This window comes from Tolypothrix sp. PCC 7712 (assembly GCF_025860405.1).
GTDB lineage: Bacteria > Cyanobacteriota > Cyanobacteriia > Cyanobacteriales > Nostocaceae > Aulosira > Aulosira diplosiphon.
On record NZ_CP063785.1, the window covers coordinates 6,393,541 to 6,409,112 of the forward strand.

General features: G+C 41.5%; 16 protein-coding genes. 8 read left to right on the plus strand and 8 right to left on the minus strand.

Going from position 1 to position 15,572, the window contains the following annotated elements; translation table 11 throughout:
• Window positions 1-74: 74 nt before the first annotated feature.
• The 6 genes from HGR01_RS26205 to HGR01_RS26230 form a co-directional block, all read right to left on the minus strand.
• Complete coding sequence (locus tag HGR01_RS26205) at window positions 75-521, minus strand: DUF4332 domain-containing protein (RefSeq protein WP_045871180.1); 447 nt, start codon at window positions 519-521, stop codon at window positions 75-77.
• 389 nt (window positions 522-910) lie between these two features.
• Complete coding sequence (locus HGR01_RS26210; protein WP_045871179.1) at window positions 911-1,771, minus strand: DNA-methyltransferase; 861 nt, start codon at window positions 1,769-1,771, stop codon at window positions 911-913.
• Window positions 1,772-1,916: 145 nt separating this feature from the next.
• Entirely contained in the window at window positions 1,917-2,714 is a 798-nt protein-coding gene (locus HGR01_RS26215) for a PhzF family phenazine biosynthesis protein (protein ID WP_045871178.1), read from the minus strand.
• A gap of 42 nt (window positions 2,715-2,756) precedes the next feature.
• Window positions 2,757-5,555, minus strand: coding sequence for a PAS domain S-box protein (locus HGR01_RS26220; RefSeq protein WP_045871177.1), 2,799 nt, complete (start codon window positions 5,553-5,555; stop codon window positions 2,757-2,759).
• Between the two features lie 6 nt (window positions 5,556-5,561).
• Window positions 5,562-5,684: a hypothetical protein gene (locus tag HGR01_RS26225; protein ID WP_255325235.1), complete on the minus strand. Its 123-nt coding sequence runs from the start codon at window positions 5,682-5,684 to the stop codon at window positions 5,562-5,564.
• Window positions 5,685-5,687: 3 nt separating this feature from the next.
• Window positions 5,688-5,834, minus strand: a complete 147-nt coding sequence (locus HGR01_RS26230) for a hypothetical protein (protein WP_155539322.1) — start codon at window positions 5,832-5,834, stop codon at window positions 5,688-5,690.
• Between the two features lie 587 nt (window positions 5,835-6,421).
• Between HGR01_RS26230 and HGR01_RS26235 the strand changes: the two genes are divergently transcribed.
• Together HGR01_RS26235 and HGR01_RS26240 are read left to right on the plus strand one after the other, a co-directional pair.
• Entirely contained in the window at window positions 6,422-6,682 is a 261-nt protein-coding gene (locus tag HGR01_RS26235; protein WP_045871176.1) for a hypothetical protein, read from the plus strand.
• A 147-nt stretch (window positions 6,683-6,829) separates the two neighbouring features.
• Window positions 6,830-8,209: an aminopeptidase P family protein gene (locus tag HGR01_RS26240; RefSeq protein WP_045871175.1), complete on the plus strand. Its 1,380-nt coding sequence runs from the start codon at window positions 6,830-6,832 to the stop codon at window positions 8,207-8,209.
• A gap of 589 nt (window positions 8,210-8,798) precedes the next feature.
• Here the strand turns inward: HGR01_RS26240 and HGR01_RS26245 are convergent.
• The gene (locus HGR01_RS26245; protein ID WP_045871174.1) at window positions 8,799-9,857 is read right to left on the minus strand and encodes an acyltransferase family protein; all 1,059 of its coding nucleotides are present in this window, start codon (window positions 9,855-9,857) and stop codon (window positions 8,799-8,801) included.
• A gap of 691 nt (window positions 9,858-10,548) precedes the next feature.
• Here HGR01_RS26245 and ffh point away from each other — a divergent pair.
• The 3 genes from ffh (at window position 10,549) to HGR01_RS26260 (ending at window position 12,996) form a co-directional block, all read left to right on the plus strand.
• A complete protein-coding gene (ffh, locus tag HGR01_RS26250; RefSeq protein WP_045871173.1) occupies window positions 10,549-12,009 on the plus strand; it encodes a signal recognition particle protein in 1,461 nt (486 codons plus the stop codon).
• Window positions 12,010-12,335: 326 nt separating this feature from the next.
• Window positions 12,336-12,599 carry a 30S ribosomal protein S16 gene (gene rpsP, locus HGR01_RS26255; RefSeq protein WP_045871172.1) on the plus strand — a complete coding sequence of 88 codons (264 nt, stop codon included), beginning with the start codon at window positions 12,336-12,338 and terminating at the stop codon, window positions 12,597-12,599.
• A complete protein-coding gene (locus tag HGR01_RS26260; RefSeq protein WP_045871171.1) occupies window positions 12,559-12,996 on the plus strand; it encodes a KH domain-containing protein in 438 nt (145 codons plus the stop codon). The genes rpsP and HGR01_RS26260 overlap by 41 nt, the downstream gene beginning before the upstream one ends.
• Before the next feature lie 174 nt (window positions 12,997-13,170).
• Here the strand turns inward: HGR01_RS26260 and HGR01_RS26265 are convergent, their stop codons facing one another.
• The gene (locus tag HGR01_RS26265) at window positions 13,171-13,293 is read right to left on the minus strand and encodes a hypothetical protein (RefSeq protein WP_255325234.1); all 123 of its coding nucleotides are present in this window, start codon (window positions 13,291-13,293) and stop codon (window positions 13,171-13,173) included.
• Between the two features lie 46 nt (window positions 13,294-13,339).
• Here HGR01_RS26265 and rpsU point away from each other — a divergent pair, with 46 nt between their 5' ends.
• The 3 genes from rpsU to HGR01_RS26280 all read left to right on the plus strand — a co-directional run bounded on the left by rpsU (window position 13,340) and on the right by HGR01_RS26280 (window position 15,458).
• On the plus strand, window positions 13,340-13,516 hold the full coding sequence (rpsU, locus tag HGR01_RS26270) for a 30S ribosomal protein S21 (protein WP_045871170.1): 177 nt from the start codon (window positions 13,340-13,342) through the stop codon (window positions 13,514-13,516).
• A gap of 358 nt (window positions 13,517-13,874) precedes the next feature.
• Complete coding sequence (locus HGR01_RS26275; protein ID WP_045871169.1) at window positions 13,875-14,828, plus strand: PhoH family protein; 954 nt, start codon at window positions 13,875-13,877, stop codon at window positions 14,826-14,828.
• A 225-nt stretch (window positions 14,829-15,053) separates the two neighbouring features.
• On the plus strand, window positions 15,054-15,458 hold the full coding sequence (locus tag HGR01_RS26280) for a ChuX/HutX family heme-like substrate-binding protein (protein ID WP_045871168.1): 405 nt from the start codon (window positions 15,054-15,056) through the stop codon (window positions 15,456-15,458).
• Window positions 15,459-15,572 lie beyond the last annotated feature (114 nt).

The following is a 15,572-nucleotide window of genomic DNA, read 5'->3' on the forward strand; positions in this document are numbered from 1 at the left end:
ATTCAAAATTCAAAATTAAAGAACTCTTGGGGACTAGGGACTGGGAACTAGGGACTAGTATTTTTACTCAGAACTCAGCACTCAGAACTCAGCACAGTTCTCGCTTGATAACTCCACTGCTGTACTAACTCAATTGCTGGGCATAAATCTCGGCGCTGCATTGTTGCTACCTGCAAGCGTAAAATTTGTTTGTGTAATCGGTGCGCTGGAACCTGTGCCAATTGTGCAACAGAACCAATACCTGCGTGTAGCAATAACCCACAATATTGTGTCCCAACTGTGGGAATACGCGCTAAATCAGCCAAGGCTACCCATTTGTTCACATATTGTAGATGAACCTGTAATTTATTCGCTAAAGCCACTCTTGCTTCTAGAGTTTTGCCATTTTTCACTAATAATCCTGTGGTTGTAATTCCACAATTTTGCAGTTGGGATTGTTCTGCTGGGCTTAATCCCGGTAATTGTTCAATCGGCCAGTTACATTGGATAGAACTTATACTAGGTTTGTTTTTAGAAGGCATTTTTACACATTAAATCAGGGCTGCTTTAACTATTGTGCCGCAGAATTATTTTAGTTAAATAAGGCGGCTATGCTGACCATCAATGACAGCTATAGTGACAGATGGGTAGGTAAGGGCACGGCATCCACAATCTTGTGGTATGTCAAATTATCTTACTGGTGCCGTGCCCCTACAAAGAATTTATTTGCCGCAATTATTTGAATTGGTATAATTTTGGCTGCGATATAAACGTTTAATACACTTGAAGAACTACAACAAATATATCAACCTCATTCCTAATTCGTAATACCTACGGGTTCGCCGTTAGGCGTTCTCGTTAGAGTAGCTGCTGTGCGTCTACGTAATTACGAATTAGTAACTACGAATTACGAATTATTAATGTAGCGCTTCTACCTAATTTTTTTTCTGCGTTCTTCATTTTTTCTATCCAACCAAAACCATTCTTCATCACTCATGTGATGGGCATTTTTTATACGTTGACAAGCCAATTCTAAATATTCAGCCTTAATATCACATCCCAACCATTTTCTACCTAATTGTTCAGCCGTTACTGCTGTAGTACCCGAGCCTAAAAATGGGTCAATTACAATATCTTGCCGTTGAGAAGAAGCAAGAATAAATTTTCTGATTAATTCTTCGGGTTTTTGTGTAGGATGTAGAGTTTTTTCATTCATCCCATTACAAGTTGTGGGGATTTCTATCACATCTCTGGGTTTAGCTCCTTTTGAATGGGGATTCCAAGTTTTGCCATGATTCTTACCATTATTTGCATACTGGCTAGTGATTGCTTGGGGATGAGATGGATATTTTAATGTATGTTCTCCATATAAAATCCGCACGTTATCTATATCCATATAAAAACTTTTTGACTTGCGAAAATGCAAAATACTTTCATGAGAACGACCCCAATCATTAGACAAATTCGCCTTATTCTTGTAATGCCAAATTAACCATCGACACCCTTGGAAAAAGCGCGAAGCTGGTAATTTAATATCAGCTAATATTTCCGAAAAACCACAAATATAAAAACTTCCAGTAGATTTAAGAATTCGCGATACTTGCTCAATCCAAATTAAAGACCATTGCACATAAGCTTCCTGAGATGTGAAGGTATCCCACTCTGCTTTTTTAATATTATATGGAGGGTCAGCAATCACTAAATCAACCGACTCTGTATCTAAACTACCCAACCATTCGATAGCATCTCCTTGCCAAAGTTCGCCATTTTCATGGGAATAAAATAATTTCATAGCCTCAATATGAATCAGTCAGTCAGCATCAATAACATTGATTTGTTATTACTTGATAAACGCTGATGCTCAACACTTATGCAAGAGGTATATTGTAATTATTTGTGAACTTTACTTTGGCAATTTGTGATTAAATTTATCAAAATTAATTGTACAATTCCCCACGTAATACTGTAACGGCTTGTCCAGCTAAAAAGACGCGATCGCCTCCTGGGTAGCGCACCTTTACCACTCCGCCACGACTGGATGCTTGATAAGCTAAAAACTCATCCTTACCCAAGCGATCGCGCCAGAAGGGTGCAAGACAGCAATGAGCCGCACCAGTAACCGGGTCTTCATTTATACCTAATCCAGGTGCAAAAAAGCGAGAAACAAAATCGTAATCAGAATTACAGTGAGTTAGGCTAGTAACAATCACATCTGACACCAGCAAAGTTTTCAGGAGTTGAAAATTAGGCTGTATATGCCATACCAAATCCTCAGAATCTACTTCTACCAGATAACCGAGGGAATTTTGTAAAACAGATTTACACCCTACACCCAAAGCTTCACACAGTTGATCTGGTGCATCAATAGGTTGCGAATAATTAACAGGAAAATCTAACTCAATCCATTCACCTAGGTTTTTGGCAATCAACACACCGCTTTTAGTATAAAAACGGGCGACTGCATTGGGTGATAAATGTCCCTCAGACCAAAGTACATGAGCGCTAGCTAAGGTTGCATGACCACAAAGAGGTACTTCTACAGTAGGTGTAAACCAACGCAGATTAAAGCCATCATCCTGCTTGACGAGAAAAGCCGTCTCCGATAAATTCATTTCCTGCGCGACATTCTGCATCCAGCGATCGCTTTTCGGCGCGGGTAAAACGCAAACAGCCGCAGGGTTGCCTGCAAATGGTGTATTGGTGAAAGCATCTACCTGTGTAATGATTTGTCCCATAGAATCACCCTTATTTGAAATATTTTTGAATTTATTCACCAGCTAATTTGAAATCATTAAAGCAGCGATCGCATCTAACAAGTTTTGCGGTTCAATTGGTTTGGCTAAATGTGCTTGAAATCCAGCGGCGAGAATTTTGCGTTGATTTTCCTCACCAGCATAGGCGGTGAGGGCGATCGCTGGAATATCTCGGTTGAAACGAGGTGGTAGGGCGCGAATCTGACGAATGAAATTGTAACCGTCCATCTCTGGCATTCCAATATCGCTGATGAGCAAATCGAATGATGCTTGAGCCAATACTGGCAAGGCGTTAGAAGCAGAGGATACTACTTCTACAAATGCGCCTTCCTCTTCTAGTACCACCTTAACTAGTTCCAGGGAATCTGCCTCATCATCTACCACTATCACTCGCCGATCCTTTAAATTGAGTGTGGGATTCTTGCAGAAATCAGGAAGATTGAGATTTGACACAGAGATCAATGGCAACTGTACGGTAAAGGTTGCCCCTTGCCCTTCTCCAGCACTAGCAACAGCGATTGTACCACCATGCGCTTCCACCACCTGACGCGCGATCGCTAATCCTAAACCCAATCCGCCAAAGGTACGAGTGGTAGAACTATCCTGTTGTTGAAATAACTCAAATACATGGGGCAAAAATTCGGGTTTAATGCCATTGCCAGTATCGCTAACTTGAATTTGAGCATAGCGCTCGACACGGGTCAGTTGCACCGTCACTTGTCCCCCTGTGGGGGTGAATTTAATCGCATTCGAGAGTAAATTCCAGACTACCTGTTGTAATCTGCTGGCATCTCCTTTGACACACCCGACTGTGGAATCGAGCAAGACTTCCAACTGAATAGCTTTTGCTTCTGCTGCCAAACTCACAGTTTCTAAAGCTGCGGCGATTGGCTCTGATAAATTAATCGCTGCAAAGCTCAAAGAGAGTTTGCCACGAATGATGCGAGAGATATCGAGCAGATCGTCAATCAGTTGCACCTGTTGTTTAGCATTACGCTCGATTGTGCTTAACCCTTGCTGGAGCTTTTCGGGAGTAATTTTCGGTGATTGTAATATTTTTGCCCAACCTAAAATCGGGTTCAGAGGTGTTCGCAGTTCATGGGAGAGAATCGCCAGAAATTCATCTTTCGTGCGGTTGGCACGTTCTGCAGCTTCCCGTGCGGCTTGCTCTTGCTGAAGTAACTTTTCTTTTTGGGCTTCAATGGCTTTGCGATCGCTAATATTCTTAAACAAGATCGCAACTTTGTGATTTTCTGTCCCTTCGATGGGAAAAGCATATACCTCAAACCAGCGATTCATTACATCTGAGCCATTTTCAAAGCGCACCGGTTCACCTGTGAGAGCGACTCTGCCATAAGTTTCAAACCAAAATTTTTCCAGATTCGGAAGCAGTTGACTTGCAGTTTTACCAATTGCCTGTTGTAGTCCAGTTTCTCGCTCAAATGCAGGGTTAATTTCCAAGAAGCGATAATCGATTGGCGTATTATTTTCATCAAACAGCACCTCGACTACACAAAAGCCGTCTTCCATCGTCTCAAACAAGGTGCGATAGCGTTCTTCTGAACTACGTAAGGCTTCTTCTACCTGTTTGCGATCGGTGATTTCTTCGCAAACGGTGTTAATGCCTATTATGCGTTCGCCATCTTTCAAAGGCAAAAAGCTTTCTAACCAAACACGCGCTACCCCTGGTTGTGCGGGAGTTTCTCCGCGAATTTCGACATTTAGTAGCGGTTCTCCGGTTTCAAAGATAGGAAGCAACAACGCTTCGGCAGTATCCGCAATATTGGGCAGTAACTCTCGTATTGTTCGCCCAATGTGTTCTTCTGTGGAAAAGCCATTGATTTCCGCCAATCGCTGATTAATTCGCACAAAGCGCAGATCGGCATCGAGTACATTTAACCCGATGGGTGCAGACTGGTAAATAGTTTCAATTTCAGCTAGTTGTCGTTGCAAAGTTGTCTGACTTGCGTTTAATTCGGCTTCTAGCCGTTGGCGTTCTGTAATATCCGCCGTCATGCCAATCAGTCGAGTTAACTGTCCTTGCTCATCAAACAGCGCCCGTGCGCTTTCCTCCAATGTCACGATTTGTCCATCTGGGCGTATAACTCGATAGGTTGTTTTGTAAGTGCTGTTCTCAGGTGTCAGTGCCTGTAAAACTGCGATGAAGCGATCGCGATCCTCAGGATGCACTCGTTGCACAAAATTAACTCCTGTGTCCGCTTCTGCATCTGTTGAGCTTAAACCCAAAATCACACCACATTGAGGCGATCGCTTGACGATATCGGTATGTGGTTCCCACTCAAAGGTAAATATCCGGGCAACTTCCATTGCCAACAGATTGCGTTCTTCGCTCTCTCGCAGTGCTGCATTTACCTGCTCTAACTGGGCAGTCCGTTCCGCAACGCGCTGTTCTAGTTCCTGGTTAGCACGTTCTAGGGCTGCTTCTGTCTCTTTTTGCTGAGTAATATCACGGGCAACACAGTATATTACATCCTGGTCAATCTGCGGCGATCCTGTCCATTCCAACCAGCGATAGCGGCTATCTTTTGTCCGGTAACGATTCTCAAAATTGAGAATGGGTGCGCCTGCTTTTAACTTCTCCATTTCTGCCAGCGTGACGGAATGGTCATCTGGATGCACAAAGTTGATAAAAGGACTGGCTAAAAATTCTGCTGTTGAATAACCGAGAATTTGAGTAAAAGCTGGGTTGATCCGCTTAAAGTAGCCATCCATACCAATTACCGCCAGCAGATCGAGCGATCGCTCAAAGAAAAAGGCTGCTTCAAATACTGATGCGCTATTGTCTGGTTCCTGCTTGTTCACGGTTGGTTAGCTTTGTAATTCTAGAGGCGGATCTGTAGAGGATGAGCAAATTTGCTCTTTAATATCAGCAAAGGTGGCTATCACACCGTAGGGAGTCACTTCTACTCCCCACAAAGGTTCTGTCTGCATCAGTCACCAAACCACTTTGCCATTGGGTTGATACAACCCCATCACCACATCATTACAGGGCTTTCCTGTTCGTAACGTTATTATTGCTGGATGGGTATCACCGGGGAAGGGAGTACCATCAGCATGAATAGCTTGGCCAGGGTTGGTCAATTAAGTTCCATAATTAAACTTTGCTAGTGGATGAGAAGCCGCAAATATCAATAGGGAAAACTAAAAATGTTGAATTTTTACTCGATGTCAGCTTATATATAAACTGGCGGATTAAAGCAATTATATTATCTGCCTAGGTACGGATAAAATTTTTTAGCTAATAGTCAGCGTTACACACTTGTATACAGACTATTGTGCATAGATGCCATATTTTGTCAATGTGTAAGTACCCCTCAGACTAATTTGTGGTGCGTTACGCTAAAGCTAACGCAGCTAAGTTTATTCCTCAAATCAAATATGAGTCTCATATTAGTTTTGCTAACAAAACTTTGCATCATGCTCTAACACCAATTCAGTATTCAAAATTGTGGCTCAGACTAAGGCAGTAATTCAGAAAAACTAACCACATTCGCAATGACTAGTTTTAATTTGATAAATTTGCAAAATTGGGATGCTCTCAATTAACCACTGTTTAACTGAAAATCAGTTGATATTTCAAGGTTTGGCTCTAAAAATTATGGTTTTTCAATCTAGATGTAGTTTATGTTGGAGAAATGATTACACTTCCAGTATGAAAGTTTAGGGTAATGCTACACCAAAAGCCGAATTTAAGCATAAAAATCCTTGGGTTGATTGTCGCAGCTATTAACTTAGCGCTAATTTCTGTAGGATTAATCAGCTGCAGTAATGAAGTACAAAAACCACAAGAACAAACCGAGCAACAAAAGGAACAGTACAAAAATAAATCTACCGAACAGCCTGAATCCGATCGAGATAAAGACGATGATGATGAGGATGAAAAAGATGATGACAGCAAAGATGAAAAAGACAATGATGATAAAAATTAATTAACAATTTTACGGATTGGTTCAGGCAATAATTTTTCAGTCAAGATTGCATCTTGGCTGAAGATAACTCCACGCTGCTGAAAGGTATGAGAGTTTTAACTTAATCATTGATAATTCATAATTTTAATAAAAGCTGAGTTTGTGTTTATGGTTACTCAACAAACCTCTAGTTTTCTGGTTGATATCCTACGCCAAAGACGGCAAAAGTTAGCTACCCTGATTGATTTTCCAGCAATTCTGTGGTCGGGAAGTAGCAATCCGCGTAACTTTCAAGCTAATGTTTTTCCTTTCCGCGCTAGTAGCCATTTTCTGTATTTTGCTGGGCTACCCTTACCAAATGCGGCAATTCGCTTAGAAGCAGGAAAACTGGAATTATTCATGGACGATCCTACACCTAGCAGCGCTCTCTGGCATGGAGAAATGCCCAAGCGTGAAGAAATAGCCCAGATGATTGGGACTGATAGCGCTAAACCAATGGCGGAACTAGAGTCATCCTTAGCAGACGCAGCCACGATCGCAGTTCAAGATGCGGCTACTTGGACACAGCAATCCCAGCTATTCAATAGATGGGTTTTACCGCAAAGTTCACCCCAAGGAATTGACTTAGAGTTAGCCAAGGCGATCGTTTCCTTACGCCTTACCCACGATGAAGGCGCATTAGCTGAATTACGCAAAGCGGCGGCTGTGAGTATAGCAGCCCATAAAGCCGGAATGGCCGCCACACCTGAAGCTAAACGGGAAGCAGAAGTGCGTGGCGCAATGGAAGGAGTAATTATCGCCCATAACATGACTACTGCTTACAACAGTATTGTCACAGTCCACGGTGAAGTTTTGCACAACGAGCAATATCACCATCCCCTGCAACCTGGTGATTTACTACTAGCTGATGTGGGTGCAGAAACGGAAATGGGCTGGGCGGCGGATATTACCCGTACTTGGCCTGTATCCGGCAAATTTTCCTCAACCCAAAGAGATATTTATGATGTCGTGTTAGCAGCCCATGATGCTTGTATTGCCAAAATCCGCCCAGGTGTAGAGTATGGGGAAATTCATTTATTAGCTGCCACAGTCATAGCTGATGGTTTAGCAAATTTAGGCATTTTACAAGGAAAAGCTGAAGATTTAGTAGAGCTAAATGCCCATGCCTTGTTTTTCCCCCACGGCATTGGGCATCTTCTAGGCTTAGATGTGCATGATATGGAAGACTTGGGAGATTTAGCAGGTTATGAAGCAGGACGTAACAGAAGCGATCGCTTTGGCTTAAGCTACCTACGTTTAAATCGTCCCCTACGCCCAGGAATGTTAGTCACAATTGAGCCAGGTTTTTATCAAGTCCCAGCAATTTTAAATGATGCCAAACAAAGCTCTAAATACAAAAATTTAGTTAACTGGGAGCGATTATTACAATTCGCTGATGTCCGAGGTATCCGCATCGAAGATGACGTTTTAGTCACAGATTCAGGTAGCGAAGTTTTAACGGCCGCATTACCCAATAAAGCTGATGCGGTAGAAGAACTAATTGGTTAGGTGATTTCTAGGAAATTTACCAATAGAGGTAGAATGTAGCCTTGATGCAAAACAAACAGGAGCACTACATATTATCTATGGTAGTTTCTATAAAACCAGGGATTTCATTGTTGATCACCTGATTCATTGATGGAACACAATTACACCACCACAAAGACAGGATACCGAATTAATACAAATTAAAATTGATCACTGTTCCGAAAGTAGAGGACTACTAACTCAATTCTTAAAAAAATGGTTAAATTTTTTGACCAGATACTAAAGACCAATTCAATTACTTTATTATCTTCCTTACTATAGTAAATATAATCCCATAGAGCGCTGTTAGGGTATTCTTGAACAGCATTGGAATAGAAGCAAAACTGTTGATGTTGAAGTTATGCTTTCATGGGCTTCTAGCATGATTTAGAAAGTGTTACATCCAATTTTGACTTTAAGCAACATTGTTTACCAAAAAGGGAGTTCCCTAACTAAGAAAGCTATGAAGTAATTTGAGTCTAGATTGCAGAAAAATCCACTTCTAACCAAATGGGGTATCTTGATTCAACTAATTTAGGTAGTAAATTATTTTTCGGAAATCCCCTTACTTTTATATCATGTTTCTATTCTGCAAATACTGTATGCAATATTTTTCATAAAAACTTTGTACCAAATAAGCAAAAACAAAAATGCTTGGAATCCCTATAAATATTTCGATCGTCAGGAGTATGTATTGATTATTAATTCCGATTGTGTCTTGTGCTATTTTTTTTATAAAAAACCAAATTGGTCTGTGAAAAAGATACATTCCGTAAGAAGCATAAGCAATTGCTTGTACAGATTGACTTGACTTTACTATTTTTGCTAGAGAATTAAAAATATTATAAATTGACAATATAAAACTGAACATCAGAATATTCAGAATTATATAGCTTTTTATCCCAAAATAATCAATTCCGTACTTTTTCCCCAGTACAAAGCAACTAATGAAAATACAAAAGAAGACAGTGGTAATAATTAAAGTATTTTGTTTGATCCAAGGAGTTTCCAAAATGTTGCTTTCAGCACAGTAAATACCAAGGATAAAAGTCCAGTAATATAAACTTATTCTATAATCCATAAACTGAAGTGATGTCGTTACAAAAAAAACAATAAAAGGAAAAATTGTAATTGCAATTAATCTATATATTCTGCTGATTTTTTCTGCTTTATAAAGAATAAAAATCAAATAATATACTAAAATTGTCCCTACAAACCACAGAGTTGGTAATGATAACAAGTATTTTGAAAATAATAATGATTGTAGTCCAAAAATATGAATGATGATGCTGAAGGGTTCGCTGATACTAAAAATGTAGCAAAAAAATATCATTGCTACATAGTACATAGGAAAAATTCTGATTATCTTCTTGTATAAAAATTGACCTACTGTATCCCAGTCTCGAAAGCTTATTTTTTTGACATTTATTAAGTATCCAGACATAAAGATAAATAAACTCAGTCCCAAATGTCTATTAAGTTCATCCCATGCAGATAAATCAATGTCAATTCCAAAGTTTTTGAGGTCATAAAAATTGAAGGAGTACATTGGTAAATGATGGAAAAGTATTATGAGAATTGCTAGAGACCTGATCAGGTCAAAGAGTAAAAATCTATCTTTCATTTTCATATGTACATTTATTCTCAATAATTAGATTCTGGAGTTTAGCTCGACTTTATGCAAAACTAAGAACTCAGCTTTCTTGATTAGGCAAAAACCCAAGGTTTTTGCCTAATTCTTTTTCTAGGTCACTGATTCTCGATCAATTCCAAAAACTAAAACTATCCTCCTACAAGGGTTTTAGCGTCAGGTTTTGGATGTCGTAAAAATGGATAGATAAAATCGAGTTTAGAAGATGTTTGCAACCCACATAGATAGGTATGTTTTTTCTTGAATTCGTGCCATTCTTTTATATCCTACATTCCGCAGGTTGAGGGAAAAATGATGGTATTTTAAATACTAAGTAAGTAAAACGGTTTAAATAATTCACGCTATGTCATTGCGTTCGCCCTTGGCGTTCCCGTTCGCGTAGCGTCACCGTTATGAGAAGGGTATGAAACGAAGTGGAATGAAGCAATCGCAAGGGTTATGACGATTTTACATTCTGTTATATAGTTAGGTTTATTCTCACCGACTTACTTAGATAAAGTATTTATATTTTGGACAGATAAGTTCTCCGCCCTTTACCCTTTTCTCCATTACCCCTTCCCCCAGATACCTATCGAGTTGCTCAAGTCGCTGGGAAAACTACTAAGCTGGTAAATAGCACGTTACAACTCTACCCAAATTTCCTACTGGCTTACTATCTGTAATCGAAATTATGTTTGATGCATTATCTGATCGTTTAGAATCTGCCTGGAAGAAACTCCGCGGACAAGATAAAATTTCTCAGTCCAACATTCAAGACGCTTTGCGAGAAGTTCGGCGCGCTTTGTTGGAAGCAGATGTCAATCTCCAGGTAGTCAAAGATTTTATTAGTGAAGTCGAAGCCAGAGCACAGGGGGCTGAGGTAATCGCTGGCGTGCGACCTGGCGAACAGTTTATCAAAATTGTTTACGATGAATTGGTGCGGGTGATGGGGGAAGAAAATGTTCCCCTGGTAGAAGCGGAGGAACAGCCTACCATTGTGTTAATGGCTGGGTTACAAGGTACTGGTAAAACCACTGCTACCGCTAAGTTAGCTCTACATCTGCGGAAATTAGATCGTAGCTGTTTACTGGTGGCAACAGACGTATATCGTCCAGCGGCGATTGATCAGTTAATCACGTTGGGTAAGCAAATTGAAGTACCAGTATTTGAACTGGGAAGCGATGCCGATCCAGTAGAAATTGCTCGCCAAGGTGTAGAACAAGCCAAGGCACAAGGCGTAAATACGGTCATTATTGATACGGCTGGTCGTCTGCAAATTGACGAAGACATGATGGCAGAACTAGCCCGGATTAAAGATACCGTCCAGCCCAACGAAACCTTACTGGTTGTGGACTCCATGACTGGGCAGGAAGCTGCAAATCTTACCCGTACCTTCCACGAACAAATTGGTATTACTGGCGCAATTCTGACTAAATTAGACGGCGATAGCCGTGGTGGTGCGGCACTGTCCGTGCGGCAAATTTCCGGCGCGCCCATTAAATTTGTCGGTGTTGGGGAAAAAGTCGAGGCGCTGCAACCATTTTACCCAGACCGGATGGCATCCCGAATTTTGGGTATGGGCGATGTCTTGACCTTGGTAGAAAAAGCCCAAGAAGAAATTGACTTGGCAGATGCCGAGCAAATGCAGGAGAAAATCCTGTCAGCAAAATTTGACTTTACGGACTTTCTCAAGCAATTACGCCTGCTGAAAAACATGGGTTCCCTGGGCGGAATCATCAAGATGATTCCCGGGATGAACAAGCTTTCCGATGACCAGCTAAAGCATGGAGAAACCCAGCTAAAACGCTGTGAAGCGATGATTAACTCCATGACTCGCCAAGAACGCCACGATCCTGATTTATTAGCTAGTTCTCCCAGCCGGAGACGGCGGATTGCATCTGGTGCTGGCTATAAAGAAGCAGATGTCAGCAAACTAGTAGCTGATTTCCAAAAAATGCGATCGCTCATGCAACAAATGGGCCAAGGACAATTTCCTGGTATGCCCGGTATGTTCGGCGGCGGTATGGGCAACGCCTTCGCAGGTGGTGGCAATCGTCCCGCAGCCCCCGGCTGGCGCGGTTACCCTGGCAACCCTGGCGCAGCGAAAAAGAAAAAGAAAGACAAGAAAAGGAAAGGCTTTGGGAATCTTTAGAAAATTGTCATTGGTCATTGGTAATTGGTCATTGGTCATTGGTCATTAGCCTTTAACCTAGACAAATGACAAACAACAAACAACAAATGACAAAGGACAAATGACAAATAGCAGTTAATGCCCAGCAAGTGCTAAAATTATCATTCCAGTATGGAAAATTGTGACTAAAGGAAGTTGGGCTGCAATTTATTGGCAACAGCCACAGTTAGCTAACTTCCTCTTAAAAGTCGAAATCTATATCTAGCAAGGTTTTTCGACTTTTGAATTCCGCAGAACGGCACTTGCTGTCAATCATACTTAGTAAACAGGAGAACGATTCTTCAATCATGATCAAACTGCGCTTGAAGCGATATGGTAAAAAACGGGAAGCGAGTTACCGCATCGTAGCTATTAACAGCCTCGCTCGCCGCGATGGTCGTCCCTTAGAAGAACTGGGATTCTACAACCCCAGAACGGATGAAGTACGATTGGACGTTCCCGGCATCGTCAAGCGACTACAACAAGGCGCTCAACCCACTGACACCGTCCGTCGCATCCTAGTAAAAGCCAATGTTTTTGAACAGGTCAGTGCAACAACAGCCGCATCATAATGTCGAAACACAATCCCCCGCAGCTAGACCCAACTACGAGGGGTTGGTCAAGTTTTTAGTGCAGCCTTTTTTGGAATCGCCAGAGTCTTTAAGCGTCGATTGTGAAATTTCTCAGAGCCTACAAAAGGCTTGGATTCGCATCGCCTTTGACACCACAGATAAAGGAAAAGTGTTTGGTCGCGGAGGACGTAATATTCAGGCGATTCGCACAGTAATTGCAGCTGCGGCTGAAATTGCTGGACAATCAGTCTACCTGGATATTTATGGCAGCAGCGCCTCAAGAGAAGGTGCTTCTTTTGATGAAGACAGGGAAGAGCGATTACCCCCGCCCAAATCAAGAGAAAGACGTGGAAACGGAAATAGTCCCAGACCTATTGCTAAACCCCGTATCCGCTAGGTTGAAATTGCAACATCAGTCTGGGCGGTTTCTACTCCGCTCAGGCATTCTGGCAAAATGGGAGATATGCGATCGCAACTTGCTAGAATTGGGCAATTATTTTGAGAGCTTTATTGCTTCAGTGTGGGTTTGACTAATAAAAATTTGGGAATTGTGAAAAAACATCCAAATTTGCTAATCTGGCATGAGTGGCGTAGGCATCGCGTCACTAGATAAATGCTCGAAATTCTTTTGAGAATTCAACAGGTGAGTATTTCTCATCCAGAGAAGCGATCGCCATACTGCTGTTATTAACATTTTTATGCAACTCTGAATTATCTCTGTAAGGGGGTGAAACTGGGGAGTGGCCGAAGTCCGTTTAGGTGAGAACGAGTCAATAGACTCTGCTATTAGACGCTTTAAAAAGAAAATTCAAAAAGCTGGAATTTTATCTGAAGTTAGACGCAGGGAAAGATACGAAAAACCTAGCTTACGACGCAAGCGTAAAGAGGAAGCTGCACGCAAAGGTATCCGCTACTAAATTCAGGTAGCATCCTTGCTAAATGTGGTTAACTCATATTAAAGCAACCCTAGAAAAAGTAGAGATACGATCATCGTGTCTCTACTTTTCCCCTTGATGGGGGATTGGGGAACTCGGGGCCCCCTCTGGGGATAAGGGGTAATGGGGATTGGGGATTGGGGACTGGGGAACTCGGGGCCCCCACGACCGCAGGGAGTGGGGATTAGGGGTAATGGGGATTGGGGACTGAGAGATGAGGAAGATGAAGGGAAATAACAAACACCCATTACCAATTACCAATTACCCATTACCAATGCCCTATGCCCTATGCCCCATGCCCATACGAAATAGCAAATAAAAAGATAAATTAACAAATACTATGGCAGATGCCTTCAAGATTGAGCTGCCGGATATTCCCAGTGCGATCGCTCTTGCTGGAGATGGAGAAGAGAATCTCAAACTCTTATCTCAGCAAACAGGCGCTAGCTTGGTGTTACGCGGACAGGACTTACATATTTCAGGTACACAAAAGCAAATTGATTTGGCTTCACGATTAGTGCGATCGCTTGAAGACCTCTGGATTAAAGGTAATTCTATCTCTAGTGCGGATATTGATACCGCCCGTCAAGCTTTAGATACCCATCGAGAAGGCGAGTTGCAAGATTTACAGCGAGATATTCTTGCAAAAACTCGCAGAGGTGAAGAAATTCGCGCTAAAACCTTTAAACAAAGGCAGTATATTGAAGCTATCCACAAACGTGACCTCATTTTCTGCACTGGGCCAGCTGGGACTGGTAAGACTTTTTTGGCTGTTGTTGTTGCTGTGCAAGCACTCTTAGCCAATCAGTATGAAAAGCTGATTTTAACGCGTCCTGCCGTGGAAGCAGGAGAAAAACTCGGCTTTTTACCTGGGGATTTGCAGCAGAAAGTCAATCCCTATCTGCGCCCACTTTATGATGCAATTAATGAATTTATCGATCCGGAAAAAGTCCCCAATTTAATAGAACGCGGTGTAATTGAAGTTGCACCACTGGCTTATATGCGAGGACGCACCTTAAATAATGCATTTGTGATTGTCGATGAAGCCCAAAACACCACACCAGCGCAAATCAAAATGGTTTTGACGCGTTTGGGTTTCCGTTCGCGTATGGTAATCACAGGAGACATGACACAAACCGATTTACCAGTAAACCAACAATCAGGTTTAGCCGTAGCCTTACACATCTTAAAACACGTTGAAGGTATTGCCTTTTGCGAATTTTCTCAAAGAGATGTCGTGCGTCATCCCCTAGTTCAGCGCATTGTTGCTGCTTACGAAAAATACGAAGCCTAGTCCAGAATCAGGCAATTTTAGATTTTGGATTTTGCGAAAAGTCGGAGCGCCGGCTTCCGGCGATCTGAACTTTTCAAGACAGATTTTGGATTTGAGATTTTAAATGGATGTCACGAATCAATCCACTTTCTTTGTACCATCAATAAATAATTGGTCATTTCATTAGACAATGACCAATGACAAAGGACAAATGACAAAGGACAAATGACAAAGGACAAATGACAAATGACCACAACCTTAAAAGAATTTTTAACAGCTTGCGAAAATTTAGGAACTTTACGTTTAATTGTGACTAGTAGTGCTGGTGTTTTAGAAGTTAGAAGCAAGCTAGAAAAGCTATTTTATGCAGAGTTACCCAAGGGTAAATATGCAAATATGCATACCGAAAATTTTGAGTTTCACTTGAATATGGACAAAATTACTCAGGTTAAATTTGAAACTGCTGAAGCAAAAAGAGGCAACTTTACAACCTATGCTATCCGGTTTTTAGATGATAAACAGGAACCAGCTTTAAGCCTATTTTTGCAATGGGGTAAGCCAGGAGAATATGAACCGGGTCAAGTAGAAAATTGGCAAGCTCTTAAAGAGAAATACGGAGAAGTTTGGCAACCTTTACCAGCGGAAATATAAATATATTTGGTAATTGGTGTTAGGTGTTGGGTGTTTGGTAATAGGTAATTGGTAATTTATTCTACCCCTGCTCCCTACCCCCCTCCTTCCTCATCTCCCTCATCTCCCTCATCT